Source organism: Kitasatospora sp. NPDC038210, from assembly GCF_055600605.1.
On the sequence record NZ_JBVJYK010000002.1, the window covers coordinates 161,714 to 187,177 of the forward strand.

A 25,464-nucleotide genomic window follows, 5' to 3' on the forward strand; every position below is an offset into this window, starting at 1 on the left:
TGAGCGGGCGGCATGATGGGTCGATGACGTCCCCTTCTCTTCCCACTCGAAGCCAGGCGGTCGCCGAGGCGCTGGCAGCGGCCGGCATCGCCGGTGAGATCGTCGTCCTGCCCGACTCCGCCCGTACGGCGGCGGAGGCCGCGACGGCCCTCGGCTGCGAGGTCGGGGCCATCGCGAACAGTCTGGTGTTCCTGTGCGACGGCGCGCCGCTGCTGGTGATGACCAGCGGGGCCCACCGGGTCGACACCGTCTACCTGGCCGCCCGGTTGGGCTCGGGCGAGATCGTCCGGGCGAGCGCCGGCCGGGTCCGCGAGGCCACCGGCCAGGCCATCGGCGGGGTCGCCCCGACCGGCCACCCGGCCCCGCTGCGCACGGTGGTCGACACCGCGCTCCAGCAGTACGAGGTGCTGTGGGCAGCCGCCGGGCACCCGCACACGGTGGTTCCGATGTCGTACGAGGAACTGCTGCGGGTGACGGCCGGCACCGCGTCACCCGTCACGCCCGAATGATCCGGGGAGGGCAGCCCGTCGCCGCGGGGCGGGCTGCCCTCCGATCGAGGCGTGTCGCGGTGAGCGGCCGGTCCCCGTGCGCCGCGGAGCGGGAGATCGGGAACGGTGGTTGAAGCGCGTGAACGAGAACACCGATCCGGCCGGCCTCGCCGCCGACCCGCATCGGCTCGCCGCCCGCGCACGCCGAACACGACGCGGCTGCCACCCTCGTCGCCTGGGCCGCGGCCGCCCGGGACGACACCGCCCGCGCCCTCCTGCACGACCTGCACCGGCTGTTCACCCTGTGCCGGATCGACGCGCACGGAACGCCGCTGGTCGGCGCCGGGGAGCTGACACCCGACCGGGCCGCGCAGCTGCCCCGGTCTGCAGGAACGGTCCTTCGCACGGCTGGCGGAGCACCCGCCCGCCCTGGTGGACGCCTTCGACCTGCCCGAGGCCCGCTACGCCCGCCGGCCCATCGCCGGCCCGTCGCCGGACCGTCCTGCCAGGAGGCCTTCGCCCGGACCGCCTGGGACCGCCCTGGCCGTGCTCACCGCCGCCGGGCCCGAGCGGTCAGGCCCCGCCCGCCGCCCGCCCGGGAGCCCGGGGCGGGCTCAGCGGTCGAGCACGGCGACGGTCTCCCGGGTCAGCCCCCGCGCCCGCGCGACCGTCGCCGCCAGGGCGTCCGGCGACCCGCCGGGCGCGGCCAGGAGGGTGCGGACCCGTCGGCCGAAGTCCCGGGGCGCCGCGGGAAGCCCGTCGGCGACGGCCAGGGCGCCCTTCTCGTTGAGGCACCAGCGGCGGTCATGGGCGTGGAGGGCCTGCACCAGAACGCCGAACGCCCGGGACAGGCAGAGCGAGACGTAGAGGGTGTCCGCGCGGGAGGCGCCCTTCGCGGCGAGGTCCAGCAGGAACCCGGCCTCCCAGGCCGCCCCCGTCAGGGCCGTACGGAGCGGCTCGGGATAGACCTCGGTCAGGTGCTTCAGCCTCGTCAACTCGCCGGTGGGATCGGCGAGAACCTGTCCGCAGGCCACCTCGCCGGCGTAGCAGGGCGACCAGAATCCGAGCGGATGCCCCGGCTGCACCCCCACCTCGTAGCGCCCCTCGCAACAGTCCGCCCACACCCGCTCGACACGGTCCAGGTCCCGCAGGATCCAGTCCACGGCGACCCCGTCGACCCGCAGCCACGCACCGCCGTTCACCCACGGACCCCACCCGCCCGGTCCGGCCACCTCCATTCCGGGCCCGGCCAGCGCGCGCAGCGCCGCCAGGTCGAGTCCGTCGCCCCGGCCCCGGTAGTACACGCCGAGATCCCAGTCCGAGCCCGCGTCGTGTTCGCCCCGCGCCCGGCTGCCCCCGAGCATCACGCCCACCACGCCCGGCACGCTGGTCAGTTGCTCGGCCATGCCCTCGATGATCGTTCGCATGGACAGAGTTTGACAGTCCGTCGGAACGGCTGCACTCCTGCGCGGCTGCGAGGCCTGGAAGAGGGGGAGGAAGCGGCCGAGGAGGTGCACTCACTCCTCGCCACTCTCAACGTATAGCGCACGGGGGGCCTTGCCGCAAGGCCCCGGTGGTGCCGCAGAATCACCGACTCAAGGGCGGGAACGGCGATTGACAGGAGAGTCACGACGTGCGAGTGGTGTTGTCGACGTACGGGTCGCGCGGGGACGTGGAGCCGCTGGCGGGGCTGGCGCTGCAGTTGAAGGCGTCGGGCGCCGCGGTGCGGGTGTGCGCCCCGCCGGACGAGGAGTTCGCAGCGCGACTGGCCGAGGCCGGGGTGGACCTGGTGCCGGTCGGGCAGGCGGTGCGCTCGCTGGTGAGCGGGCCGCCGCCGGCGCCGTCGGAGCTCCCCGCGCGGGCGGCCCGGCTGGTCGAGCAGTTCCACGGGGCGGTGCTCGCAGCGGCCGAACCGGGCGGTGTGGTGGTGGCGACCGGGCTGTTCCCGGCCGTGGCCGGCGCGCAGGCGGCGGCCGAGCAACTGGGCGCCCACTTCGTGTGCGTCGCCCTGCAGCCGACCGTGCTGCCCTCCCCGCACCACCGGCCGTTCGAGTACCCGATGCAGCCGTACCCGGCGGGGGTGACCGACAACCGGGAGCTGTGGGAGCTCAACATCGGCGCGATGAACGCGCTGTTCGGCGAACCGGTCAACACCCACCGGGCGGCCGTCGGGCTGCCGGTCGTCGACAACGTCCGCGACCACGTCCTCACCGACCGCCCCTGGCTGGCCACCGACCCGACGCTCGACCCGTGGCGGCTCCCGGCCGACCGCGACGTGGTGCAGACCGGCGCGTGGATCCTGCCGGACGACCGCCCGCTGTCCGCGGACCTGGAGGCCTTCCTGACGGCCGGTGAGGCACCGGTGTACGTCGGCTTCGGCAGCATGCCGCTGCGCGACGCGGCGGGCGCCGCCCGGGTGGCCGTCGACGCCGTCCGCGCCCAGGGCCGCCGGGTCCTGCTCGGGCGCGGCTGGGCCCGACTGGCCGAGGCCGACGGCGCGGACGACTGCTTCGCCGTCGGCGAGGTCAACCAGCAGGCGCTGTTCCGCCGGGTCGCCGCCGTCGTCCACCACGGCGGCGCGGGCACCACCACCACGGCTGCCCGGGCCGGTGTGCCCCAGGTCCTCGTTCCGCAGATCGTCGACCAGCCCTACTGGGCCGCGCGGGTGGCCGAGTTGGGCATCGGGGTCGCCCACGACGGGCCGACCCCGACGACCGACACCCTGTCCGCCGCTCTCCGGCAGGCCCTCACCCCGGAGACCGCCCGCCGGGCCGCGGCCCTCGCGGGCGACATCCGCACGGACGGGGCGGCGTCGGCGGCGAAGCTGCTGCTGGAAGCCGCGGCGGGCTGACGGCGCCCGGCCGGGGGCAGGCCGAGCCCGTGCACGCCTCACCCCCGCCGGGCCGGTCCCACCCCCACCGGGCACGCCCCCCCACCGGCCCGCGCCCGTCCGCACCGGCGCTCCCCGAGCGTCACCCCGCCGGGAGACCGGCTCCGGCGATCACCCGCACGGTCAGAGCGACGCCTCGGTCAGGTACTTGGCGTCGTTGTTCGGGAGCTCCTTGCCGTTCTTGTCGAAGAACTGCCACGACTTCGCCCGTATCGTGCCCGGACGGGCGACCGCCAGGCGTCGGGTGGGGGAGTCGCCGACGGTGACCGGCTGGGGCTCGGTGGTCGTGCCGTCCGTCCAGGTCACCACCACCCGGCCGACGTCGGGGCCGACGGAGATCAGCACCACGTCCACGGGGGGCACGATGCCGTCCTTGGTGCTGCGGCCGACCAGGCCGCCGCCGACGTCGGTCGCAGCGCGCGGGTCGAGCTTTCCCGGGGACGGCGTGGTGCCCTCCGAGTCGTGCTGCAGGCGCACCCCGTCCACGACCAGGTAGGTGTTGACGACGTCGGCGTCCGGGTCCCAGTAGTGGGCGACGAAGTCCTCCGTCGGCTTGGAGACGGCCGGGTCGAAGGGGGCGCGCTCCTGCCACACCGCCAGCGCCTGCTCGTACGCCCGCTCCTTCGGCGCCACCGGCCAGAGGGCCTGCCAGAGCTCCCAGGTCCTGCCGTTGGAGACGCCCTGCCCGATCCGGACCCGGACCGGCGTGAACGGGTCGCGCACCGCGGGTCCGGCCGTGGCGGCCGTCGGGGCGGGCGTCGGCGCGACGGATGCCGCGCCGGACCCGGCGGGGGCGAGCCGGCCGGCCGCCGGATCCGGGCGCAGCTCCGCCAGCGCCCCGCCCGTCAGCGCCAGCACCGAGGCCAGCGCCACCGCGCCGACCGCCGCGCGGCGGCGGTGCCGCAGGCGACGGCCGCCCGCCAGGATGTCCGCCACCGGTACCGGGCCGACCTTCGCGCCCGCTGCCGCCTCGGCCATGCCGAGCCCGATCCACGGGTCCTTGTCGGCGGTCACGTCCCTGCTCATACCGTTCCTCCGATGTGTGTCGTGTCCTTCAGCGCCACCAGCTCGGTGGCCTGCCGCAGCCGCGCGATGCCCTTCGCCGCGTGGCTGCGCACCGCGCCCACCGAGCACCCCATGGCGGCCGCGGTCTGGCTGTCGCTGAGGTCCTCCCAGTGCCGCAGCACCACCGCCTCCCGCTGGCGCGGCGGCAGGGCCGCCAGCGCCGTCAGCAGCGGCCCGCGCCGGTCGGACCGGGCGAACCCGTCCTCCGGACCGGCCGTGTCCGGCACCGCGTCCACCAGCAGCTCCGGCGGGCGCCGCCGCCAGCGGCGGGCGTGCTGGTTGACCAGGATCCGCCGCACGTAGGCGTACGGATCGTCCGCCCGCCGCACCTTCGACCAGGCCGCGCAGGCCTTCTCCGCGGCGGACTGCACCAGGTCCTCCGCCGCGTACTGCTCGCCGGCCAGCAGGTACGCGGTGCGGACCAGACGCGGCCAGACCGCGACGATGAACGTCTGGAACTCGTCGTCCCGCCCGCTCTTCGTTTCTCCCATGAGCACCTCCTCACCCACCCGGAGCCCACGGGCGGCCGGAAACGCTTACTCCGGTGCGGGCCCCTCGTCCGGTGTCACGGGCGGTGGGCGCGGTGGGGATCGGTGGGGTGGACGGTTGGCGGGCCGCGGGCCGCGGGCCGGGGGCCGGGGGAGGTGGTGGATGCGGGCGTGCCCGGGGGGATCCGGGAGGATCCGGGGGGATCCGGGGGATTCGTGCGGCCGGGTTCGTCGTGAGCTGCGGAAATCGCTTGGGGAACCGGCGGTTGGACGGTTAGCATCCGCTCGATGATCATTTCTCATGACGTAGCAGGCAGTGGGCCCGCCGTGGTGCTGCTGCACTCCTCGGTGTGCGACCGACGGATGTGGGACGCGCAGTGGCAGCCGCTGCTCGACGCCGGGTACCGGGTGGTGCGGGCGGACTTCCACGGGTTCGGCGAGTCGCCGCTCTCGGAGGTCCCGTACAGCGACTCCCGGGACGTCCTGGCGCTCCTGGACCACCTGGGCATCGAGTCCGCCGCCCTGGTCGGCGCCTCGCACGGCGGGCGGATCGCCCTGACGGTGGCCGCGCTGCGGCCGCAGGCCGTCACCGCGCTGGCGCTGCTGGCGGCGGGCATGCCCGGGCACGAGCCCCGCGAGACCCTGCGGGCGTTCGGCGACCGCGAGGAGGAGCTGATCGAGGCCGGTGACATCGACGGCGCCGTCGCGCTGAACGTCGACACCTGGCTGGGCCCGGAGGCGACCGCGGAGGTGCGCGAGGACGTCCGGCGGATGCAGCGGCACGCGTTCGACGTGCAGATGGAGGCGACGGTCGGTCCGGACAAGGAGGAGGTCGACCTCTCGTCGGTCACCGTCCCGGCCCTGGCCGTCGGCGGCGCGCACGACCTGCCGGACTTCCGGGAGATCGCCGCGACCCTCGCGGCCGTCCTGCCGAACGCCCGGCACCTGGAGCTGCCGTGGGCCGGTCACCTGCCGAGCCTGGAGCGCCCGGAGGAGACCACCGCGCTGCTGCTGGACTTCCTGAAGGAGCACGCGGCGGCCCGGTAGCGGCCGGTCCGCACCGAGCGCGAGCGCGAGCGCGAGCACGGGGACGGGGACGGGGACGGGGACGGGGACGGGGACACGGGGGAGGGGACGTCGGCGGATCCGACGTCCCCTCCCCGCTGTTCGCTGCCGTCCGCCGCTGTCCGCCCCTCTCCCCGCTGCCGTACCCGCCGTTCGCCGCCCGGCGATGGAGCCCGTGCGGTGGCGGACCGGGGCATTGACCGGACTCGAACGCGTGTCGGGGGCCATGATGGCGGGGTGGACTTCACCTCGGAGATCGACACGGACGGCGTCTCGGAACGGGGCTTCACCCTCGACGGCGTGCCCGGTGTGCTCTGGCAGCCGCCCGGACCGCCGCTCGGCGGGCGGCCGCTGGTGCTGCTGGGGCACGGTGGCGGCGGGAGCAGCCGGACGGTCGAGGAGCGGGCCCGGCGGTGCGTCGTGCGGTACGGCTACGCCGCGGTGGCGCTGGACGCGCCGGGGCACGGGGAGCGGCCGCGCAGCGCCCAGGACGAGCGGTTCGTCACGGAGATCGGGGAGTTGCTGGCGGCCCGGCGGCCGATCAGTGCGTGGGTGGCACGGCACACGGCGGCTCTCGCGGAGCGGGCGGTGCCGGAGTGGGTGGCCGTGCTGGACGCCTTACGGGGGCCGGACGCCCCGGACGCCCCGTACGGGCCGGTCGGGTTCTGGGGGCTGTCGCTGGGGAGCGTGGTCGGGATCCCGCTCGCGGCGGCCGAACCCCGCATCACCGCCGCGGTGTTCGGGCTGACGGGGCACACGGCGCAGACCGAGGCGGCGGAGCGGGTGGGCGTGCCGCTGGAGTTCGTCCTGCAGTGGGACGACGAGCTGGTCCCGCGCGAGGGGGCGCTGGCGCTGTTCGGCGCGTTCGGCTCGCGCGAGAAGACGCTGCACGCCAATCCCGGCGGCCATCTGGAGGTGCCGGACTTCGAGGTGGAGGCCTCGGAGGGGTTCCTGGTCCGGCATTTGGGCATCCCTGAGTAAAACTTCGCAAAGAATTCCCCCCTCCGGGGAGGCCGACCCCCGCTTCCTTCAACAAAATGTTGCAGTTCAACGGCCCTGTGGTCACGCTTCGTCGATTTGACGTAACGGCCCGTATGTGACCGACTTCGCAATCCGTAGGAGTACGGTTCCGGAGGAATCGCCGGGGGCTGTCTCCAAACCCACCGGCCGTACCGGGAATTGGTGCGAAGCATGGGTCAGTACGAGGGTGGGGAGAGCGCGGTCGCGCCGGCTCGTCCGATATCCGTCAGGTTGGTCGCCGAAGTCCTGCGCGGCGTCGCTCAGGTCGATTTCATGCCGTCCGCCCTGTGCGGGCTCCTCTTCGTGGCCGCACTGTTCGCGGCCGGCCCGCAGTTCGGGCTCTACGGTCTGCTCGGCACCGCCGTCTCGACCGCCGTCGCGTACGGGCTGGGGCTCGACCGGCGGGCCGTCCGGGCCGGGCTGCACGGGTACAACGGGTGCCTGGTGGCGCTGGGGTGCGCCGTCCTCCTCGGGGCCGGGCACCCGGCGACGGTCGCGGTGGCGGTGCTCGGCTCGGCCGTCGCCGTGGTGGTCACGGCGGGGCTCGGGACGGTCCTGGCGGCGTGGCGGCTCCCGGCGCTGACCGCGCCGTTCTGCCTGGTCGCGACGGGCCTCACGGTCGCCGCCCCCGGGTTCCGGCGGCTGTGGCGCGGCGCCGAGGCGCCCGCCACGCTGCCCGCGGCCGCCGTCGGGGAGGCCGGCCTGGGGTGGGACGAGCTCTGGCGCGGCTTCTTCGCGAACATCGGTCAGATCTTCTTCATGCCCCAGTGGTACGTCGGCCTGCTGTTCCTGGCCGGCCTCTTCGCCGCGAGCCGCCTCGCGGGCCTGATGGCCTGTGCGGGCAGCGCCACCGGTCTGCTCACCGCCTGGGGCCTCGGTGCACCCGCCGAGGCGGTCGGGCAGGGGCTGCTCGGCTACAGCGGCGTGCTGGCGGCGCTCGCGCTGTGCGGGGTCTTCGTCGCCCCGAGCCGCTGGAGCGCGGGCTACGCCCTGCTCGGGGCGGCCACCGCCACCGTCCTGACCCCGGCGCTCGCGGCGATCTGCGCGCCGTTCGGCGGCCACGCCTTCACCTGGCCGTTCGTGCTGACCACGATGCTGTTCCTGGCGGCCGTGCCGGCCGTTCCCCGCCTGCGCCGGGTCTGATTGTCCGTCCAACTCCCTTGTATTTCATCGGATCCTCGGAAAGGAAGAGTGATTCCCGTGAATCTCTCGCCCCGTGAGATGGACAAGCTGTACATCTACGTCGTCGCCGATCTGGCCCGCAAACGCCGGGACCGCGGCGTCAAGCTGAACTACAGCGAGGCCTGCGCACTCATCAGCGAAGCCATCATGGAAGGCGCCCGGGACGGCCGCACCGTCGCCGAATGCATGGAGATCGGCAAGCAGGTCGTCGGCAACGCCGACGTCATGCCCGGCGTGCGCGAGATGCTGCCGCTGCTCCAGGTCGAGGCCGCGTTCCTGGACGGCACCAAGCTCGTCTCCTGCCACGACCCGGTGGGTGCCTGAGCCATGACGCGACCGCAGTCCGCCACCGTGGTGCTGGCCGGCGGGCACGAGAGCGACGGCGGCCGGGACCTCGCCCCGCTGGTGGCGGCCGACCCCGCCGTCCACGCCGCCGCCCCGGCGGGCCGCCCGCTCGCCGAGGCCGTCCGCCGCGCACTGGCCGCCGACGACCGGCCGGTCTGCGTCGTGCCGATGACGCTCGGCCGCGACCCCCGGCTGGTGGCCGACACCGCCCGGGCACTGCGCTGGCTCGCCGCCGGCGAGGGCCGAGGCCGGCTCGCGCTGGCCGCGCCCTTCGGCGCCGCCGAGCACCTCATCGGCTGGCTGCGGGCCGCCGCCCGCACCGCCCCCGACGGCGCCCTGCTGGTCACCGCCCCGGCGGCCGGTCCCTTCGAGGACGCCGAACTGTTCCGGATCGCCCGACTGGTCCGCCAGTACGGACGGCACCGCTGGGTGGAGGTCGCCTTCGAGGGCGGTGACCCCGACCCGGCCGAGGGTGCCGAACGCTGCCGCCTGCTCGGCGCCCGCGAGGTGACGGCCGTTCCGGCCTCCTTCGGCCCGGCCCTGCGTGCCGCGCTGCCCGACGTCCGGGACGGCGCGCGGGACGGCACGCGCGAGGCGCCCGCCGGCATCCGCGACGGAGGCCCGCTGCTGCGCCCGTCGGCGATCGCCGGCGTGATCGCGGCGCGGACGGCGGCCGCGCTGCACACGCTCGGGCACGGGGAGGACGGCATCCGGGCCGGCCTGGACGCGGAGCACGGGCACGGCTACCCGCACAGCCACGGACCGGGCGCGGCCCACCACCCCCACGGCCACCCGCACCCCGGTCAGCACCCCCACCGGCACCACCCCCACGCACCCGCACACACCCCCCACTGAACCGGCAGAGAGGAAGGCCAGCCATGTCTGGCGGCGCCGCATACCTGTACGGCGACGACCCGGTGGAGATCAACGCCGGCCGCGCCAAGGCCACCATCACCGTCAGCAACACCGGAGACCGGGCGATCCAGGTCGGTTCCCACTACCACTTCTTCGAGGCCAACCGCGCGCTCGACTTCGACCGCAACGCCGCCTTCGGCAAGCACCTGGACATCCCGGCCGGCACCGCCGTCCGCTTCGAGCCCGGCGACACCAAGGACGTCACGCTCGCCGAGTTCGGCGGCCACCGCCGCCTGGTCGGCTTCAGCAACCTGGTGGACGGCGGCATCACCGCGCCCGCCACCCGGGCCCGCGCCATCGACCGGGCGCTCGCCCTCGGCTTCAAGGGCACCAACCTCGACCTCAAGGAGGACCGGCCCCGGGACCCCCACCCGGACCTCCACACGGAGGTCCACCCGAACTCCCACGCGGAGATCCACCCGGACCTCCACGCCGAGATCCACACGAACGTCCACGCGAAGGTCCACGCGAAGGTCCACCCGGAAACGCACCCGGCGACCCACCAGGAAGGCGCCCGCTGATGGCCATCCTCTCCCGCAGGCAGTACACCGACCTGTTCGGCCCCACCGTCGGCGACCGCTTCCACCTCGCCGACACCAACCTGGTGGTCGAGGTCGAGCAGGACTTCAACCAGGGTCACTACGGCGACGAGGCCGTCTACGGCGGCGGCAAGGGCATCCGCGACGGCATGGCCCAGGACCCCGCCGCCACCTCCGTCCAGGGCGCGCTCGACCTGGTCATCACCAACGTCGTCGTCATGGACGCGGTGCTCGGCGTGGTCAAGGGCGACATCGGCGTCAAGGGCGGCTTCATCACCGCCGTCGGCAAGGCCGGGAACCCGCACACCCAGAGCGGCGTGCACCCCGAGCTGGTGATCGGCCCCGGCACCGAGGTGATCTCCGGCGAGCACCTGATCGCCACCGCCGGCGGCATCGACACCCACATCCACTTCATCTCCCCGCAGCAGGTGCAGGAGGCGCTGAGCAACGGCATCACCACCCTGATCGGCGGCGGCACCGGCCCCTCCGACGGCACCAACGGCACCACCTGTACCCCCGGCCCGTGGAACATCGGCCGGATGTACCAGGCCGTCGAGGACCTGCCGGTCAACGTCGGGCTGCTCGGCAAGGGCAACGGCTCGCTCCCGGGCGCGCTGCGCGAACAGGTCGAGGCGGGCGTGTGCGGCCTCAAGGTGCACGAGGACTGGGGCAGCACCCCGGCCGTGATCGACAGCGCGCTGAGCGTCGCCGACGAGTACGACGTCCAGGTGGCCATCCACACGGACACCCTCAACGAGTCCGGCTACTTCGAGGACACCCTGTCGGCGATCGACGGCCGCACCATCCACACCTTCCACACCGAGGGCGCCGGCGGCGGCCACGCCCCGGACATCATGCGGATCGCCGGCGAGCCCAACGTCCTGCCGTCCTCGACCAATCCGACGCTGCCCTACACCGTCAACTCGGTCGACGAACTGCTGGACATGGTGATGGTCTGCCACCACCTCAGCCACGACATCCCCGAGGACGTCTCCTTCGCCGACTCCCGGGTGCGCGCAGAGACCATCGCCGCCGAGACCGTCCTGCACGACGAGGGCGTCATCTCGATCTTCTCCTCCGACTCGCAGGCGATGGGCCGGATCGGCGAGTCCTTCACCCGCGCCTTCCAGACGGCCCACCACTGCAAGGACCAGCGCGGCAAGCTCGCCGGCGACAGCGAACGCCACGACAACGTCCGGGTGCTGCGCTACCTCGCCAAGCTCACCATCAACCCGGCCCTCGCCTCCGGCACCGCCGACCACATCGGCTCGCTGGAGCCCGGCAAGCTCGCCGACATCGTGCTGTGGCCGATCAACTCCTTCGCCGCCAAGCCCAAGATGGTGATCAAGGGCGGGGTGATCAACTGGGCGCTGATGGGCGACCCCAACGCCTCGCTGCCCACCCCGCAACCGGTGTACTACCGGCCCATGTTCGGCGCGTACGGGCGGGCCAAGCAGGCCACCCGGGTCTCCTTCATGTCCCGGGCGGCGGTGGACCTCGGCGTCCCGGACCGGCTCGGGCTGGACAGCCGGGTGCTGCCGGTGCGGCGGTGCCGGTCGGTCGGCAAGCAGCACATGGTGCGCAACGACGCGCTGCCGAAGATCGCGGTCGACCCGGAGACCTACCGGGTCACCCTGGACGGCGAGCCGGCGACCATCGAGCCGGCCCGCCAACTGCCGCTCAACCACCTGTTCTACCTCGCGTGAGCGCCGACTCCGGGGGCCCGGGCGGCGTTCCCGAGGACCGGCTGGACGCCCTGCTGGTCTGCCTCCAGCTGACCGATTCCGCCTTCCCCAGCGGCTTCTACACCCTCTCGCACGGCCTCGAAGGCTACGCCCAGGCCAAGGCCGTCACCCCGGACACGCTGCCCGAACTGCTCGCCGACCTGCTGCGGCACGGCGTCGGACCGTCCGATGCCACCGCGCTCGCCCTCGCCCACCGGGCCGCCTCGGCGGGCGACTGGGACCTGCTCTCCGAGACCGACCAGCGGCTGCACGCCACCAAGCTCAACCGGGAGCTGCGGCTGGCCGCGACCCGGACCGGGCGCCAGCTCCTGGACATCGCACGGGAGTCGGTGGGCGGTGAGCCGCTGGAGCGGTACGCCGCGCTGGTCGCGGACAAACGCGCGCCCGGCTGCCAGGCGGTGGCCGCCGGGGTGGCCTACGCCTCGGCCGCGGTTCCCGTCGAACAGGCCGTCACCGGCGACCTGTTCGCGTTCTGCAGCAGCTTCGTCGGCGCGGCGCTGAGGCTGCGGCTGACCGACCACCGCCGGGCGCAGGTGGTGTTGCGGGCGGTCGCGCCGGTCATCCGGGAGGTCGTTTCGGCCGCCCTGGTGCGGGAGTCGGACGACCTGGGCGGCTGCGTGCCGGTCGCCGACGCGATGTCCGGACGCCACGAACGGGCCGAGGCGCGGCTGTTCGCGAGCTGAACCACCGGACGTGCACGACGTGACGACCACAACCTGACGTACACAGCGCGACGTACACAACGTCGCACCAGAGGAGGAGAGTTGACCGAGAACGTGCTCCGCGTGGGCATCGGCGGGCCGGTGGGCTCCGGCAAGACGGCGCTGATCGAGGCGCTCGTCCCGGTGCTGATCGCGCGCGGCCACCGCCCCGCCGTCGTCACCAACGACATCTACACCCAGGAGGACGCCCAGCACGTGCGCCGCACCCTGGCCGGGCTGCTGGACCCGGAGCGGGTGGTCGGCGTGGAGACCGGCGCCTGCCCGCACACCGCCGTCCGGGACGACCCGACGATGAACCTCGCGGCCGGCGCCGAACTCCTGGAACGCTTCCCGGACGTCGACACCCTGCTGTTCGAGTCCGGCGGCGACAACCTCACGCTGACCTTCAGCCCGGTGCTGGTCGACCTCTTCCTGTTCGTCCTCGACACCGCCGAGGGCGAGAAGATGCCCCGCAAGCGCGGCCCGGGCATCACCGAGTCGGAGCTGCTGGTCATCAACAAGATCGACATCGCCCAGTACGTCCGCGCCGACCTCGGCATCATGGAGTCCGACGCCCGCCGGGTGCGCGAGGGCGGCCCCGTGGTGCTCACCAACTGCCTGACGGGGGAGGGGCTGGAGGAGATCGCCGCGTTCCTGGAGACCTTCCGGAAGGTGCCGGCGTGACCGGGGCGCGGTCGCGCGTCGCACCGCCGGCGGTGCCCCGGCTCGACCCCCGGCACTACGAGCCCGCCCGCGTCCCGTACGAGGTCCGCCGCCACGCCGGGGCGCCCGACACCCTCGCGGTCGGGCGCCCCGGCAAGGTCGGGCTGCTGGAACTGGCCTTCGAGCGGATCGGCGGCCGCACCGAACTCACCGGCCACTACCAGAAGTCGCCGCTGCAGATCATGCGCCCGCTGTACTTCGACCCGGCCCGCCCCGACCTCGCCGTCACCTTCCTGATGTCCACCGGCGGCGGCGTCCTGCAGGCCGACCGGCTGCGCACGGACGTGTGCTGCGGCGCCGACACGGCCGTCCACCTCACCACCCAGGCGGCCACCAAGGTCTACCGGATGGAGCACGACTACGCGACGCAGCTCCTGTCCCTGGCGGCCGGCCCGGGCGCCTACGTCGAGTACCTGCCCGAGCCGGTGATCCCCTTCGTCGACTCCCGCCTCTACCAGCGGACCGTCCTGACCGTCGACCCGGGAGCGACGGTGCTGGCGAGCGAGACGGTGCTGGCCGGCCGCCTCGCGCGGGGCGAGCGCAACGCCTACCGGGTGTTCGCCTCTGACCTCGAAGTGCGCCGCCCGGACGGCCGGTTGGTGGCCCTGGACGCCGTACGGCTGGAACCCGCGCGGTCCGCCGGTGGTGGAACGGGCGTCGACGGTCCGGCCGTGCTGGCCGGCCACGGCGTGATGTCCAGCCTCTACGTCCTCACCCCGCTCGCGCCGCCCGCGCTGGTCGCGGACGCCCTGCACGAGGCGCTGGCCGGCTCCGGCCTGCTGTACGGCGTCAGCGTGCTCCCCGAGGAGAGCGGCGCCTGGCTGCGCCTGCTCGGCTCGGACACCCGCGCCTGCGCGGCCGCGCTGCGCTCGGCCTGGGACGCGGTGCGCCGGCTGCTGATCGGGGCCCCGGCGCCGGAGCTCCGCAAGACCTAGTCGGCGGCCGGAGCGTCGTCGCTCCCTGTCAGGCGGGCGATCTGGCGGTGGCTGAGCTCCACCGTGCGGTTCATGTGCCGGAGCAGGAAGGCGAGTTCGTCCTCGCTGTCCTCGGCGAAGGCGGCCGCCCAGTCGGCGCCCAGGGTGCGCCACACCGCTCCGAAGCGCTCCAGCGCCTCGGGGCGGACGGCGACCAGGACGCGGCGGCGGTCGGCCTCGTCCCGCCGGCGGGCGACCAGGCCGGCCTTCTCCAGGCGGTCGACCAGGCGGGTGGCCGAGCCGCTGGTGAGGCCGGTCAGCTCGGCGATCCGGCCGGTGGTGACCGGGCCGTCCTCCAGGGTGAGCAGGTTGAGGCACTGGACGTCGGTGGGGTGCATGCCGAGGTGGTCGGCGACGGCCTGGTTGAACAGCACGTAGGAGGCCAGGTAGCGGCGCGAGACCGGCCACAGTCGTGCCATCAGTTCGTCTCGGGTCGTCATGGGGGAAGGGTAACCGGCCGTGCGTCGGCGGCAGCCCGCCGGATAATTGGTTGCGTAGCGCAGATATCTCTTTCTATGTTGTCTGCATGACGCAGGTAAATGACCTTCCCAAGTCCTCCGAGTTCCCCGAGGTCTCCGAACTCCCCGTCGCCGTCACCGGCGCCACCGGCGCCCAGGGCGGTGCCACCGCCCGCGCCCTGCTCCGCGCCGGCCGTCCGGTCCGCGCCCTCACCCGCGACACCGGATCGCCGGCCGCCGCCCGGCTCGCCGCGCTCGGCGCCCACGTGGTGCACGCCGACTTCGACGACCCGGCCACGCTGGCCGCGGCACTGGACGGCGCGGGCGCGCTGTTCGCGATGTCCACCCCGTTCGGCACGGACCTCGACACCGAGGTCCGCCAGGGCATCGCCCTGCTCGACGCGGCGGCCGCCGCCGGTGTGCGGCACGTGCTCCTCACCTCCGCCACCAACGCCGACCGCTCCACCGGCATCCCGCACTTCGACTCCAAGCAGCGCATCGAACAGCACCTGGCCGGTCTCGACCTGCCCTGGACCGTCATCGGCCCGGCCGCCTTCCTGGACAACTACGACAACGACTGGACCCTCCGGTCCCTGCGCGAGGGCGTCTTCCACCTCCCCATGCCGCCCGGCGTCCCCATTCCGGTGATCGCCGTCGAGACCATCGGCGCCTTCGCCGCCCACGTCCTCACCCACCCCGACGCGTACGCGGGCCGCCGGATCGACATCGCCTCCCAGTGGTGCACCGGCGATCAGATCGCCGCCGCGATCGCCGCCGCCAGCGGACGCCCGATCCGCTGCGAGGAGGTGCCGCTGACCGTCGTCGAGACCTACTCCGAGGACCTCGCCGCGATGTTCCGCTACTTCCAGGAGTCCGGCCTCGACATCGACACCGACGGCCTGCACACCGCCCACCCGGACATCGACTGGCAGCCGCTGGAGGCCTGGGCCGCCGCCCGGACGTGGGACCTCTGACGGGTACCGTGGCGGGATGGCCCGCAGGACACCGCGCAGGATCCACGTCGACGGCCGCGACTACCGCTGGACCGTCCGCTCCCGGGACGCCGGTCACGTCGTGGTCCGGGTCTGGCCGAACACCCCCGAGTGCGCCGAGCGTTGCGAGGGCTCCGAGGACGCCGGTGGCCGGAGCCACAGCCGCCTCGGCCGCGCCGGGGGCGCCGGCCGCCCGCTGGAGGTCACCCTCCGCTTCGACGACCCCTGGCTCCACTACGGTGTCCTGCTGACCGCCCCCGCCGAGCGCATCGCCGAGGTCTTCAGACTCGCCCCGGTCACCCCCGCCCTGACCGCCGCCCTGGTCCGGGCCGGCCTCGCCGCCGGCTGGCGGCCCGAGCAGCCGGGCGCGCCACGGCGCTTCACCATGGACGGCGGGCCGGCCGACTTCACGCTCCACCGGGAGGAGTGAACGGCCGACGGGCGCCGGAAAGTGCACCGTACGAGCCGGGTGCCTTCGCGCCAACCTGACGGCACGGTACCGGTGCTGCTCGGCGGGGATGCCGGGGCCCTCCGCCGGGAGCCGGCCGGAGTGTCGGGTGTCCGGTTCCGGACGGTGCGGTCGTGCGTGTGCCGAGGAACCGCTGCTACATCGAGGGACGGGTCGGCGGCGCACCGGGTGCCGTCCCCCGCTCGGGAGGCGCAGTGGCAGGCCGGGACGACCGGGTCTTCGTACGGGCACACCTCCGCCGTCGGCCGCGACCGGGCGGCGGGGCCGCCCCACGGGGCGGCGGCTGGCTCATCGCCGGGGTGGTGGCGGCACTGTGGCTCTGGAGCCGCTTCGTCGGGTTCTCCGACACCCCGCCCGCCGCCCCGCCGCCGACCCCGGCGTCCACCGCCGCGCCGGGGGCGGTGTCGACCGGCGCGCCGACCGCGTCCGCGCCCACGGCCTCCGCGTCCACGGCCTCCGCACCCGCCGAGATCGGCGCGCCCTGATGGCCCGCGCCGTCCGCGTCCGCCGCCCGCGCGGTGCGGGGGAGCGGCTGGGCGCCGCCCTGGTCGCGGTGGCGGCCGCCGTGCTCGTCGTCGGCGTGCTCCAGTCGCTGCTGCGGTCCTGGGTGTTCCTCGCCGTGGTCTCGGCCGGCTGTCTGCTGTCCGCCGCCCGGGGTCCCGCCCTCGACCGGGCCCGGACCAAGCGGCTCGCCGCCCTGCGGATACCGCTGGCCGCCGTCGACGCGATGGACGACCGGGCCTTCGAGTTCGCGCTGCGCGACCTGCTGGTCCGGGACGGCTGGAGCGCGCGGCAGGTCGGCCGGCACGGCGACCAGGCGGCCGACGTGATCGGCCACCACCCGCGGCTCGGCCGCATCGTGCTGCAGGCCAAGCACACCAGGGTCGCGGCCAAGGTCGGCGTGCACGTGATGTACCAGGTGAAGGGCACCGCCGGCCCGGTCCACGGCGCCGACGTGGCCGTGGTGGTGACCAACGGCGGTCTGACCCGGGACGCCAAGGCCTGGGGCGACCGGCACGCCGTCCACTGGCTGGACCGGGCGCGGCTGGCGGCCTGGGCGGAGGGCGGGGTGCCGCTGGAGGAGGTGCTGCGGCTCAGGCGCAGGCGGAGGTGAGGCGGGCGACGGCGGCCAGGCCGGACCGGGCGGTGTCGCGGACGGCCTGCTCGGTGTCCGCGGCCGCCGCGTGCTCCAGGACGGTCCGGGTCCCGGGCCGGTCGGGCCACTGCCAGGCGAGCATGGTCAGCGCCCGGCGGCGCACCTCCCGGCCGGGATCGTCCTGCGCCCGCGCGTGGACGACGGACTCGGCGTCGTCGGGGGCGAGCACCGCGTAGTGGCCCAGTGCGGCGCCACGGACTCCCTGGTCCGGGTCCGCCGTGGCCCGGTCCAGGAGGAGCAGCACCGTCTCGGGGTGCGAACCCCGGTACTGGGCCAGGAGGTTGACCGCCTTCAGCCTCAGTTCGGAGTTCTCCGGGCCGGTTGCGAACCGGGTGAGCAGTTCGACGGTCGCCGGGTTGTCGGCGTCCAGGTGGGCGAGGCCTTCGAGGGCGCGGCGGCGGGTGCTGGGGCTGCGGTCGTGCAGCGCCCGATCGTGCAGCACCGGCAGGACGGCCCGGGTGTCGGTCCGCCGGCGCGCCAGTTCGCGGACGGCGGTCTCCCGGACGCTGATCTGCAGGTCGCCCGCCGCGCGGTCGAGGAGCAGCGGCAGCACCTCGGGGTGCGCGGGCCAGGACCGGGCGAGGGACTGGAGGGCGTCGCACCGGACGGACCCCGTCGTGCCGTTGGCGGCGAGGTCCAGCAGCTGCACCGGGTCACCCGTGGCGCCGGGAAGCGGGGTCATGGGCGGGATGTTGACTACGTCGCGGCCGACGAACATCGGCGTGGCCCGGGCCGCCTCGACCTCCGGCAGCAGTGGCACGACGTCCGGGTGATCGGGCCATCCGTCCGCCAGCTCGAACAGCACCCTCATCCGGAGCGGGAAGAAGGACTGCTCGGCCGCGATCGCCAGCAGCGCCGGCACGATGCGGGGATGAGCGCTCCACCGGCGGGCCAGTGCGGTGACGGCGGCGTGCGTGTTGTCCCCGGGGCCGAACGCGGCGAGGGCCAGGGAGGTCTCGATGTCGGTGTGGAGGGCGACCGCCACGGTGACCCTCGCACTGGTCGACGAGGTGAACTGCCCGTGCAGGTGGAACCAGCGGAGGTAGCGCTCGCGCCCCGTCCAGCCGGGAACCGTGCTCAGCGCGGCCAGCGGCGCCAGGAGCGGATCGGTCTTGAAGGCCATGGTGGTGTACCCCGAGAGCCGGCTGGTGAGGCCGTCGATCGCCCGGTCGCTCTGGGCCCGCAGCAGTCCGACCTTCCGCACCTCGGCCAGGGACCGGATCGCCAGGACCAGTGAGGTGTCGTCGCCCCGGTCGAGCAGGTGGTCGATCGCCGTCGCCGCGTCGTGCTCGCTCAGGTGGTTGACCACCAGCAGGAGCACCTCGTGCCACGCCGGGTCGTCGGCCCTGCGCGCGAAGACCTCCTCGATCAGGCCCTCCGGCGTCCACTCGCGCTGCACGGTGTAGCGGTGGACGATGTCCTCCGCCGCCAGGTGTTCCAGGAACGCGCGGTGCACGAAGCCGTACACCTCGCCGCCGTACCTCGCCAGGATGAAGTTGCGCTCGCGCAGCTGGTCCCGCAGGGCGCGGGCGGCGGCGAGGCACTGGTGCACCGGGAGCCCGAACTGGCCGAAGTAGTCCCGGAAGACGCACTCCAGCTCCTCGGCGTGGATGTGGTTGCCCGCGATGCCTCCGGTGCCCTCCTGCATCCGGCGGGCGAGCAGGCGCAGCAGTTCCAGGCGCTCGCGGTCGTCGAGGAGGTCGATGGCCTCGGCGGCGCCGGGCTTCAGCGGGGTGCTCAGGTGCTTGGTGTCGCGGTCCCAGTGGGCGACCAGGACCCGGACGGCGTGCTCGTAGACGCCCCGGCGGTCCCTGGGCAGGGTACGGCGCCGGCCGATGATCGCGAGGACGGTCAACAGCAGGGGGTTCCCGGCGAGTTCGCGGATCGGCCGGGAGGCGTCCACCGCGTCGGTGATGCGTTCGACCAGCCGGGCGGCGAGTTCGGGGTCCGCCGGGCAGGCGATCGCGTACCAGCGGCGGGCGAAGTCGGCGATCCGGCCGTGGTCGAGGTCCTGCAGCATGAAGTGCGTGAAGCCGGCGCCGCCGAGGGCCGCGCGCTGGTAGCCGATGACCCGCGAGGTGACGACGACGCGCGCCCGCTCGTAGCGGGCCGCGAAGGCGGCGATCCGTTCGGCGGTGGCGGCGCGCACCCCCGGGTCGAAGAGCTCGTCGAGGCCGTCGAAGACGATCACCACCCGGCCCTCGTCGAGGAGCCGCAGCAGTTCGGGCCGGGGGAGGGACATCCCCGCGACGCGGTGGCGGTGGTCGAGGAAGTCCTCGAACGTGCCGTCGCGCCAGTGCCCTTCGGCGTACTGGCGCAGCTCGACCACCAGCGGCACCAGCCCGTCCAACGGGGCGAGCGGCCCCGCAGCACCCTGGCAGAGGGTGAGGGCCAGGTACCGGGCGAGGGTGGACTTCCCGGAGCCGGGGTCGCCGAGCAGGACGACCCGACGGCCGCGCGGTCCGGTCAGGACGGCCAGCGCGTCCTCGGTCGGCCGGTCCAGGTAGTCGTCGCACAGTTGCTCGACGGCCGGCCGGCCGAGCCCGGGCGGGAGCGCGTCCCCGGCGAACTCGCCGTACGCCGCCAGCCGTTGGACCAGTTCACGGGGCAGCTCCACCGGCGGCGGGTCCTCCCGGACCTGCGGGGTGACGAACACCTCCCGCAGCTCCACGGCCGGGTGCTCGCCCTGTTCGGACAGCGGGGTGAGCACCTCAAGGTCCAGCCGGCCGTACGTCTCCCGCACCCGGCGGGCGTACGCGGCGCAGGCGGCCGTCGTCGACCCGGCGGTGACCTCCGGCCCGTCGGTGCGGGTCAGATTGATCGTCCCGGCCTGGTAGACGTCGCCGGTGATCGTGTCGACGGTGACCCGGTTGACCGCCGAAACCTCAGGATCCCCACCCATGCCGCCTAGGCTAGCCGCTCCACGAACTTCCGCTGCCACGGCGTCTCGACGGCGTGCCGGCTGTAGTGCTCGCGCACGTACGCGACCGCCTCCGCCGCCGGGACGTCGTCCAGCACCGCGATGCAGGCGAGCGCGGTGCCGGTGCGGCCGCGCCCGCCGGCGCAGGCGAGTTCGACCCGCCCGGTGGCGGCGCGCTCCCAGGCCTCACGGAAGGCGTCGGCCGCGTCCGCGCGATCGCCCGGCAGCCGGAAGTCGGGCCAGCGCACCCAGCGGTGCTCCCACGCGATGCCCGTCGGCGGCCGGCCCAACAGGTAGAGGCCGAAGGTGGGTCGGGGACCGGGCGGCAGCGGGAGGCTCAGGCCGCGGCCGCGCAGCAGGCGGCCGGAGGGCAGGCGCAGCAGACCGGGGGTGCCGGGCGCCCAGGAGGTCGGCGGCCCGGCGGGGAGGGTCGGGTCGGAGGCGTCGAAGGCGTCGGCCGGGTGCGTCGGGTGGGTCGGGTCGGTCATGTGGTGGCTCTCCGGGGAGTCGGCGGCCGTGCGGCCGGGTGGGACGGGCGGGGCGGGGTGCGGGCGCCCGGCTCAGGACGCCGCGTACAGGCCCAGCGGGCCGCCCGGCATCCCGGCGCGGTGGGCCAGCGCCGCCGCCTCGCCGCGCGAGGCCACGCCCAGCTTCGCCAGGATGTTGGCGACGTGGAACTTCACCGTCGACTCGCTGATGTGCAGCGCGGCGGCGATGTCGCGGTTGCGCCGGCCTTGGGCGAGCTGGTCGAGGACCTCCAGCTCCCGCGGCTGGAGGCCGTCCAGGGGGTCCGTGGCGAGGGCGGGCTCGGGGAGGGCGAGCGGCAGGTCGACCGTCACCGTGGTGCCCCAGCCGGGGACGGCCTCGACGGTGCAGCGGCCGCCGAGCGCGGTGATGCGGTCGGCGGTGCGGTGCACGGCGAGGGCGTCGGCGGCCAGCACGCCCAGGCCGTCGCCGCGGACCACCGACCGCAGGGCGGCGCCGTCCGGGGTGAACTGCCAACTGACGTGCAGGCGGCTCGGCTTGTCATGCTCCAGCATCACCAGGACGGTCACCCGGACGGCGTCCCGGGCGGTGTGCGCGGCGTCCGCCGGGACGGAGCGGCCGGCCTCCGCCGGGGGCGCCGCGTCCAGCCGCACCCGGGTGTGCCGCAGCAGCGGGCGCAGCTCCCGGGCGAGCCGGGCGAAGGCCGCGTCGGCCGGCTCCTCGCTGAGCGTGCGGTCCAGGTCGGCGCCCCGGCGCAGGTCGAGCAGGGCGGTGACGGCCAGTTCGGTGGCCGTGCGGCGCGCGGTCGCGTCGTCCAGGTCGGTCGATCGCAGCGGCGCCAGGATGGCGCTGAGCGCCGCACTGTGGGTGCCGGTGAACTCGGCGATCGCCCGCGCGCGGGCGTTGGCGGAGGCGCGGGAGGCCGCCGCGTGCTTGGGGCCGGCGTCGGTGGCGCGGTGGTCGGAGTGGGCGATGACCAGGTCCCACAGCTGCTGCAGGACGGCGAGGGCCCCCGGCGCCACGGGGTCGGCGTTCGCCCGGACGAGCACCAGGACGGCGCCGTGGCCGGCGCCAGACGTGCCGCCGTCCGAGCTGCTGCTGCCGCTCGGGGCCGGGGTGCTGCCGCTCGGGGCCGGGGTGATGCCGCTCGTGGTCGAGGTGGTGCCGGCCACGGGTGAGGCGCCGCCGCCCGTGCTGGTCGAGACGACGACCACCGGTCGGATGCGGCCCGCGAGTTCGGCCTCGCCCTGCCAGGGCCGGCCGGCCGAGGTGGTCGCGGTGGTGCGCTCGGCCAGTCGGGACAGCTCCAGGCTGCTGACCCCCTCGGTCAGCTCCGGCAGGCCGTACGCGTACGTGGGGGAGAGCGTGCACACGCCGCTGAGCTGGGCGACCGCCACGTGCGGCACGAGCGTGCCGAGCATCGTGGAGAGGCGCAGCAGGAGCTCCGGCCGCGGCGTGCGCAGCACCTCCACGGCCCGCGCCAGTGCGTCCTCGGGGCGGCCCCAGGCCTCCCGCCACCCCTCGTCCGCGCCGCCGGCGCCGCCCGTGCCGACCTGGCCGTCCCTGCCGCTCGTCCCGCGCACGCCGTCCACACCATCCATGCCGTCGAGCCTAGTCCGGTCGCGATCGGATCCGCCTGGCCGTTCGGACAGGTCGAACCGTCCGAACGGGCAGGGTCCCGGGCCGGGGCCCGGGACCACGATGGGAACCGTAGGAAGTGCCACATCACCGAAACCCCGAGGAGCCTCCATGACCAAGGCGATCGCCTTCCACGAGTACGGCGGCGCGGACGTGCTGCGCCCGATCGACATCGAGCTGCCCGCCCCCGGCCCCGGCCAGGTGCGGGTCGCGGTCCGCACGGTGGGCGTCAACCCGCTGGACCACAAGGTGCGCAGCGGCGCGATGGCCGACTTCTTCCCGGTCGTCTTCCCGGCCGTGAACGGCTACGAGGTGGCCGGTGTGGTGGAGGCCGTCGGTGAGGGCGTGAGCGGATTCGCGCCCGGCGACGAGGTGTTCGGCGCCGTGATGGGCGGCGGCTACGCCGAGCACGCGCTGGTGCCCGCCGAGCAGCTGGGCCACAAGCCTGCCTCGCTCGGCTGGGAGGAGGCCGCGGCGATCCCGGTGGCGGCCGAGACGGCCGAGCGGGCGCTCGACATCCTCGGTGCGCGGTCGGGCGAGACCCTGCTCGTGCACGGCGCGGCCGGCGGGGTCGGCACGGTGCTCCTGCAGTTCGCCCGGGCGCGCGGGATCACCGTGATCGGCACCGCGAGCGAGGCCAACCACGACCACCTGCGCGAGCTCGGTGCGATCCCGGTGACGTACGGCGAGGGCCTGGCCGAGCGGGTGCGGAAGGCCGCCCCGGGCGGGGTGGACCGGGCCCTGGACGCGGTCGGGCAGGGCGGGGTGCTGCCGCTGTCCATCGAGCTGACGGGCGGTGCGGACCGGGTCCTGACCATCGCCGACTTCGCGGGCGCGCAGCAGTACGGCGTCCGTGTCTCCGGCGGCGGCGACGTCGAGTTCCACCACCAGCGGGCCTACGCCGCCGCGCTCGCCCTGCACGAGGCCGGGACGCTGCGGCTGCCGCTGCACCGGGTGTTCCCGCTGGCGGAGGCGGCCGAGGCGCAGCGGGTCAGCGAGCGGGGGCACCTGCGCGGCAAGATCGTCCTCACGGTCTGACGCCGGGTCCGGCGGCCGCCCGTACCCCGGCCCTCGCGCACCTGTGCGGAGCGGCAGGTGCCGGTCCCCCGGGGTGGACCCGGGCTGGACCGGGGTGGACCCGGGCTGGACCGGGGTGGGGCCGGGGTGGGGCCGGGGTGGGGCCGGGGGCGCGGGGTCGGGGGTGTGGACCGGGTGCGGGCGGCAAGGGCGTTCGGCAGTAGGGACGTTGACCTCAAGGTCGCCCCGCCGGGGGCGTGCCGCCCCGGTGACGCTCCGGCGCCGGGGCGCGCCGCAACGTCGTGGGGCGGAACGCCGACGCGCCGACCGTGCGCGGCGGCGGAAGCCCGGCTTCCACCCGCTCCGGTCGGTAGAGTCACGGCCATGGTGACGGTGGACGCGGCGGGAAGCCCTGCGGCCGGTCGGCTGGCCGGCCGCTCCTGCGTGGTGACGGGTGCGGCGAGCGGCATCGGACGGGCCGTCACCGAGCGGTTCGTCCGCGAGGGCGCGGCGGTCGTCGCCGCCGATGTCGACGCCGCGGGGCTGGACCGGCTGGCCGGGCAACTCCCCGGCGCCGTCAGCACGGTGGTCGGCGACGTGGCCGACGACGAGGACGCCCGCCGGATGGTCGCGGCCGCCGTCGAGCGGCACGGCCGACTGGACGTCCTGGTCGCCAACGCCGGGGTGATCCCGCTGATGGAGATCACCGAGGCCACTGCGGAGGACTGGGACCGCGTGATGGCCGTGGACGGCCGCGGCATGTTCCTCACCTGCAAGTACGCGATCCGGGCGATGACCGCCCAGGAGCGGCCCGGCGGCGCGATCGTCTGCCTCTCCTCGATCTCCGGCGAGGCCGGCCAGCGCGGCCAAGCGGTCTACGGGCCCGCCAAGTTCGTCGCCTCCGGCCTCACCAAGCACCTCGCGGTCGAGTGGGCCGACCGCGGCGTCCGGGTCAACGCCGTCGCCCCCGGCACCATCACCACCGAGCGCGTCGCCCGTCTGCGCGACGAGCCCGGCGGCCCCGAGTACCTCGCGGCGATCGAGAAGCTCCACCCGATGGGCCGCCTCGGCGCCCCGGACGAGGTCGCCGCCGCCGTCCTCTTCCTGGCCTCCGACGACGCCTCCTTCATCACCGGTGTCGTCCTGCCCGTCGACGGCGGGTACCTGGCGCAGTAGCGCCTTCGCGGAGCCGCGCGGACGGTCGGACGGTCGGGTGTGGCCGCGTGGACGGTCGGGCGGAAACCCGGTGGCGTGCGCCGCCGCGCCGTGCTGGAGTGAGCGGATGGATCATGACGAGGTGCTCGCCCTGTTCGACGAGCGAATCCGGCGCAACGCACAGTCCGACGGCCCCGGTGTCCGGGCCGAGCACGACGGTGCGGTGGTGCGGCTGGTGGGCGGGCCGGGCGACTGGAACGGCGTGGTGTGGTCCGGCCTGGACGAGGCCGGGGCGGACGCGGCGATCGCCGCACAGGTGCGCCACTTCACCGAACTGGGCCTGGAGTTCGAGTGGAAGGCCTACTCCCACGACCGCCCTTCGGACCTCGGGCAGCGGCTGCTCGCGGCCGGCTTCGAGCCCGAACCGGACGAGGCGCTGATGGTCGCCCGGATCACCGACCTGCCGACCGAGGTGGTCCTCCCCGAAGGCGTGCGGCTGCACCCGGTGACCGACCCGGCCGGGGTGGACCTGATGGTGGAGGCCCACGCCCAGGCCTTCGGCACCGACCTCCCGGGCCTGCGCGAGCGGATGCTCGGCCACCTGCGGCACGGCAGCGACACCGTCAGCATGGTCGTCGCCCTGGCCAGCGACCGCCCGGTGTCGGCGGCCCGGATGGAACTGAATCCCGGCACCGGCTTCGCCGGCCTCTGGGGCGGCGGCACCGCCCCCGACTGGCGCGGCCGGGGCATCTACCGCGCCCTCGTCGCCCACCGCGCCCGCGTCGCCGCCGACCACGGCTACCGGTACCTCCAGGTCGACGCGAGCGACGACAGCCGCCCCATCCTCCAGCGCCTCGGCTTCGTCCGGCTGAGCACGACGACGCCGTACGTGTACCGGCCGTAGGGCCCGGTCCGCGGCGCGTGCGTCGGATCGCGGATCTCCCGGCCCGGCCGCCGGGCGGGAGGCCGTCCCGGACGGTGATCCCGGCCCGTGATCCACTTCCGGTCGTTCCCCCCTGATCAACGAGGAGCC

Annotated in this window: 26 protein-coding genes; 19 read left to right on the forward strand and 7 right to left on the reverse strand. The window is 74.9% G+C overall.

Annotated features, from left to right (window positions below; genetic code table 11):
• Positions 1 to 23 precede the first annotated feature (23 nt).
• Positions 24 to 509 carry a YbaK/EbsC family protein gene (locus ACZ7KX_RS04270; RefSeq protein WP_470325224.1) on the forward strand — a complete coding sequence of 162 codons (486 nt, stop codon included), beginning with the start codon at positions 24 to 26 and terminating at the stop codon, positions 507 to 509.
• Between the two features lie 593 nt (positions 510 to 1,102).
• Here the strand turns inward: ACZ7KX_RS04270 and ACZ7KX_RS04275 are convergent.
• Positions 1,103 to 1,915, reverse strand: a complete 813-nt coding sequence (locus tag ACZ7KX_RS04275; RefSeq protein WP_470325225.1) for a nucleotidyltransferase domain-containing protein — start codon at positions 1,913 to 1,915, stop codon at positions 1,103 to 1,105.
• Positions 1,916 to 2,121: 206 nt separating this feature from the next.
• Here ACZ7KX_RS04275 and ACZ7KX_RS04280 point away from each other — a divergent pair, with 206 nt between their 5' ends.
• Complete coding sequence (locus ACZ7KX_RS04280; RefSeq protein ID WP_470325226.1) at positions 2,122 to 3,339, forward strand: glycosyltransferase; 1,218 nt, start codon at positions 2,122 to 2,124, stop codon at positions 3,337 to 3,339.
• A 162-nt stretch (positions 3,340 to 3,501) separates the two neighbouring features.
• On the opposite strand, the gene ACZ7KX_RS04285 is transcribed toward ACZ7KX_RS04280, so the two are convergent.
• Positions 3,502 to 4,404 (reverse strand): hypothetical protein, encoded by a 903-nt coding sequence (locus tag ACZ7KX_RS04285; RefSeq protein ID WP_470325227.1) that lies wholly within the window; start codon positions 4,402 to 4,404, stop codon positions 3,502 to 3,504.
• The gene (locus ACZ7KX_RS04290; RefSeq protein WP_470325228.1) at positions 4,401 to 4,934 is read right to left on the reverse strand and encodes a SigE family RNA polymerase sigma factor; all 534 of its coding nucleotides are present in this window, start codon (positions 4,932 to 4,934) and stop codon (positions 4,401 to 4,403) included. The genes ACZ7KX_RS04285 and ACZ7KX_RS04290 overlap by 4 nt, the downstream gene beginning before the upstream one ends.
• A 285-nt stretch (positions 4,935 to 5,219) precedes the next feature.
• On the opposite strand from ACZ7KX_RS04290, the gene ACZ7KX_RS04295 reads away from it, so the two are divergent.
• The 10 genes from ACZ7KX_RS04295 (at position 5,220) to ACZ7KX_RS04340 (ending at position 14,101) form a co-directional block, all read left to right on the forward strand.
• Positions 5,220 to 5,978: an alpha/beta fold hydrolase gene (locus ACZ7KX_RS04295; protein WP_470325229.1), complete on the forward strand. Its 759-nt coding sequence runs from the start codon at positions 5,220 to 5,222 to the stop codon at positions 5,976 to 5,978.
• Positions 5,979 to 6,233: 255 nt separating this feature from the next.
• Positions 6,234 to 6,977 (forward strand): alpha/beta fold hydrolase, encoded by a 744-nt coding sequence (locus ACZ7KX_RS04300; protein WP_470325230.1) that lies wholly within the window; start codon positions 6,234 to 6,236, stop codon positions 6,975 to 6,977.
• 210 nt (positions 6,978 to 7,187) lie between these two features.
• Complete coding sequence (locus ACZ7KX_RS04305) at positions 7,188 to 8,159, forward strand: urea transporter (protein ID WP_470325231.1); 972 nt, start codon at positions 7,188 to 7,190, stop codon at positions 8,157 to 8,159.
• Positions 8,160 to 8,216: 57 nt separating this feature from the next.
• Entirely contained in the window at positions 8,217 to 8,522 is a 306-nt protein-coding gene (locus ACZ7KX_RS04310; protein WP_363652535.1) for an urease subunit gamma, read from the forward strand.
• A 3-nt stretch (positions 8,523 to 8,525) separates the two neighbouring features.
• The gene (locus ACZ7KX_RS04315; RefSeq protein WP_470325232.1) at positions 8,526 to 9,398 is read left to right on the forward strand and encodes a cobalamin biosynthesis protein CbiX; all 873 of its coding nucleotides are present in this window, start codon (positions 8,526 to 8,528) and stop codon (positions 9,396 to 9,398) included.
• 23 nt (positions 9,399 to 9,421) lie between these two features.
• Positions 9,422 to 9,979 carry an urease subunit beta gene (locus tag ACZ7KX_RS04320; protein ID WP_470325233.1) on the forward strand — a complete coding sequence of 186 codons (558 nt, stop codon included), beginning with the start codon at positions 9,422 to 9,424 and terminating at the stop codon, positions 9,977 to 9,979.
• Positions 9,979 to 11,703 carry an urease subunit alpha gene (gene ureC / locus ACZ7KX_RS04325; protein ID WP_470325234.1) on the forward strand — a complete coding sequence of 575 codons (1,725 nt, stop codon included), beginning with the start codon at positions 9,979 to 9,981 and terminating at the stop codon, positions 11,701 to 11,703. Before ACZ7KX_RS04320 ends, ureC begins: the two co-directional genes overlap by 1 nt.
• On the forward strand, positions 11,700 to 12,425 hold the full coding sequence (locus tag ACZ7KX_RS04330; protein WP_470325235.1) for an urease accessory protein UreF: 726 nt from the start codon (positions 11,700 to 11,702) through the stop codon (positions 12,423 to 12,425). Before ureC ends, ACZ7KX_RS04330 begins: the two co-directional genes overlap by 4 nt.
• 81 nt (positions 12,426 to 12,506) lie before the next feature.
• Positions 12,507 to 13,127 carry an urease accessory protein UreG gene (gene ureG, locus ACZ7KX_RS04335; protein WP_350519127.1) on the forward strand — a complete coding sequence of 207 codons (621 nt, stop codon included), beginning with the start codon at positions 12,507 to 12,509 and terminating at the stop codon, positions 13,125 to 13,127.
• Positions 13,124 to 14,101 (forward strand): urease accessory protein UreD, encoded by a 978-nt coding sequence (locus ACZ7KX_RS04340; protein ID WP_470325236.1) that lies wholly within the window; start codon positions 13,124 to 13,126, stop codon positions 14,099 to 14,101. Before ureG ends, ACZ7KX_RS04340 begins: the two co-directional genes overlap by 4 nt.
• Here the strand turns inward: ACZ7KX_RS04340 and ACZ7KX_RS04345 are convergent.
• A complete protein-coding gene (locus tag ACZ7KX_RS04345) occupies positions 14,098 to 14,580 on the reverse strand; it encodes a MarR family winged helix-turn-helix transcriptional regulator (RefSeq protein ID WP_470325237.1) in 483 nt (160 codons plus the stop codon). The genes ACZ7KX_RS04340 and ACZ7KX_RS04345 overlap by 4 nt on opposite strands.
• A gap of 86 nt (positions 14,581 to 14,666) precedes the next feature.
• Between ACZ7KX_RS04345 and ACZ7KX_RS04350 the strand changes: the two genes are divergently transcribed.
• The 4 genes from ACZ7KX_RS04350 to ACZ7KX_RS04365 all read left to right on the forward strand — a co-directional run bounded on the left by ACZ7KX_RS04350 (position 14,667) and on the right by ACZ7KX_RS04365 (position 17,173).
• Complete coding sequence (locus ACZ7KX_RS04350) at positions 14,667 to 15,572, forward strand: NmrA family NAD(P)-binding protein (RefSeq protein ID WP_470325238.1); 906 nt, start codon at positions 14,667 to 14,669, stop codon at positions 15,570 to 15,572.
• Between the two features lie 16 nt (positions 15,573 to 15,588).
• Positions 15,589 to 16,020: a hypothetical protein gene (locus ACZ7KX_RS04355; protein ID WP_470325239.1), complete on the forward strand. Its 432-nt coding sequence runs from the start codon at positions 15,589 to 15,591 to the stop codon at positions 16,018 to 16,020.
• A 233-nt stretch (positions 16,021 to 16,253) separates the two neighbouring features.
• Positions 16,254 to 16,544 (forward strand): hypothetical protein, encoded by a 291-nt coding sequence (locus tag ACZ7KX_RS04360; protein WP_470325574.1) that lies wholly within the window; start codon positions 16,254 to 16,256, stop codon positions 16,542 to 16,544.
• Positions 16,541 to 17,173 (forward strand): restriction endonuclease, encoded by a 633-nt coding sequence (locus tag ACZ7KX_RS04365; protein WP_470325554.1) that lies wholly within the window; start codon positions 16,541 to 16,543, stop codon positions 17,171 to 17,173. The genes ACZ7KX_RS04360 and ACZ7KX_RS04365 overlap by 4 nt, the downstream gene beginning before the upstream one ends.
• On the opposite strand, the gene ACZ7KX_RS04370 is transcribed toward ACZ7KX_RS04365, so the two are convergent.
• The 3 genes from ACZ7KX_RS04370 to ACZ7KX_RS04380 form a co-directional block, all read right to left on the reverse strand.
• The gene (locus ACZ7KX_RS04370) at positions 17,154 to 20,117 is read right to left on the reverse strand and encodes an NACHT domain-containing protein (protein ID WP_470325240.1); all 2,964 of its coding nucleotides are present in this window, start codon (positions 20,115 to 20,117) and stop codon (positions 17,154 to 17,156) included. The two genes, ACZ7KX_RS04365 and ACZ7KX_RS04370, sit on opposite strands and share 20 nt — an antisense overlap.
• 5 nt (positions 20,118 to 20,122) lie before the next feature.
• Positions 20,123 to 20,623 carry a protein-tyrosine phosphatase family protein gene (locus ACZ7KX_RS04375; protein ID WP_470325241.1) on the reverse strand — a complete coding sequence of 167 codons (501 nt, stop codon included), beginning with the start codon at positions 20,621 to 20,623 and terminating at the stop codon, positions 20,123 to 20,125.
• Between the two features lie 72 nt (positions 20,624 to 20,695).
• Positions 20,696 to 22,222: a helix-turn-helix transcriptional regulator gene (locus ACZ7KX_RS04380; protein WP_470325242.1), complete on the reverse strand. Its 1,527-nt coding sequence runs from the start codon at positions 22,220 to 22,222 to the stop codon at positions 20,696 to 20,698.
• A gap of 148 nt (positions 22,223 to 22,370) precedes the next feature.
• Between ACZ7KX_RS04380 and ACZ7KX_RS04385 the strand changes: the two genes are divergently transcribed.
• From ACZ7KX_RS04385 to ACZ7KX_RS04395, 3 genes are all read left to right on the forward strand, one after another.
• The gene (locus ACZ7KX_RS04385; protein WP_470325243.1) at positions 22,371 to 23,297 is read left to right on the forward strand and encodes an NADP-dependent oxidoreductase; all 927 of its coding nucleotides are present in this window, start codon (positions 22,371 to 22,373) and stop codon (positions 23,295 to 23,297) included.
• A gap of 363 nt (positions 23,298 to 23,660) precedes the next feature.
• A complete protein-coding gene (locus ACZ7KX_RS04390; protein WP_470325244.1) occupies positions 23,661 to 24,452 on the forward strand; it encodes an SDR family NAD(P)-dependent oxidoreductase in 792 nt (263 codons plus the stop codon).
• Positions 24,453 to 24,558: 106 nt separating this feature from the next.
• A complete protein-coding gene (locus ACZ7KX_RS04395; protein WP_470325245.1) occupies positions 24,559 to 25,335 on the forward strand; it encodes a GNAT family N-acetyltransferase in 777 nt (258 codons plus the stop codon).
• The last annotated feature ends 129 nt before the right edge of the window (positions 25,336 to 25,464 follow it).

Bases quoted from the DNA above. Each gene is read 5' to 3' on its own strand.
- ACZ7KX_RS04270 (WP_470325224.1), top strand. From the start codon at position 24: ATGACGTCCCCTTCTCTTCCCACTCGAAGCCAGGCGGTCGCCGAGGCG.
- ACZ7KX_RS04275 (WP_470325225.1), bottom strand. From the start codon at position 1,915: ATGCGAACGATCATCGAGGGCATGGCCGAGCAACTGACCAGCGTGCCG.
- ACZ7KX_RS04285 (WP_470325227.1), bottom strand. From the start codon at position 4,404: ATGAGCAGGGACGTGACCGCCGACAAGGACCCGTGGATCGGGCTCGGC.
- ACZ7KX_RS04290 (WP_470325228.1), bottom strand. From the start codon at position 4,934: ATGGGAGAAACGAAGAGCGGGCGGGACGACGAGTTCCAGACGTTCATC.
- ACZ7KX_RS04295 (WP_470325229.1), top strand. From the start codon at position 5,220: ATGATCATTTCTCATGACGTAGCAGGCAGTGGGCCCGCCGTGGTGCTG.
- ACZ7KX_RS04305 (WP_470325231.1), top strand. From the start codon at position 7,188: ATGGGTCAGTACGAGGGTGGGGAGAGCGCGGTCGCGCCGGCTCGTCCG.
- ACZ7KX_RS04315 (WP_470325232.1), top strand. From the start codon at position 8,526: ATGACGCGACCGCAGTCCGCCACCGTGGTGCTGGCCGGCGGGCACGAG.
- ACZ7KX_RS04320 (WP_470325233.1), top strand. From the start codon at position 9,422: ATGTCTGGCGGCGCCGCATACCTGTACGGCGACGACCCGGTGGAGATC.
- ureC (WP_470325234.1), top strand. From the start codon at position 9,979: ATGGCCATCCTCTCCCGCAGGCAGTACACCGACCTGTTCGGCCCCACC.
- ACZ7KX_RS04345 (WP_470325237.1), bottom strand. From the start codon at position 14,580: ATGACGACCCGAGACGAACTGATGGCACGACTGTGGCCGGTCTCGCGC.
- ACZ7KX_RS04350 (WP_470325238.1), top strand. From the start codon at position 14,667: ATGACGCAGGTAAATGACCTTCCCAAGTCCTCCGAGTTCCCCGAGGTC.
- ACZ7KX_RS04355 (WP_470325239.1), top strand. From the start codon at position 15,589: ATGGCCCGCAGGACACCGCGCAGGATCCACGTCGACGGCCGCGACTAC.
- ACZ7KX_RS04370 (WP_470325240.1), bottom strand. From the start codon at position 20,117: ATGGGTGGGGATCCTGAGGTTTCGGCGGTCAACCGGGTCACCGTCGAC.
- ACZ7KX_RS04375 (WP_470325241.1), bottom strand. From the start codon at position 20,623: ATGACCGACCCGACCCACCCGACGCACCCGGCCGACGCCTTCGACGCC.
- ACZ7KX_RS04380 (WP_470325242.1), bottom strand. From the start codon at position 22,222: ATGGATGGTGTGGACGGCGTGCGCGGGACGAGCGGCAGGGACGGCCAG.
- ACZ7KX_RS04385 (WP_470325243.1), top strand. From the start codon at position 22,371: ATGACCAAGGCGATCGCCTTCCACGAGTACGGCGGCGCGGACGTGCTG.
- ACZ7KX_RS04390 (WP_470325244.1), top strand. From the start codon at position 23,661: ATGGTGACGGTGGACGCGGCGGGAAGCCCTGCGGCCGGTCGGCTGGCC.
- ACZ7KX_RS04395 (WP_470325245.1), top strand. From the start codon at position 24,559: ATGGATCATGACGAGGTGCTCGCCCTGTTCGACGAGCGAATCCGGCGC.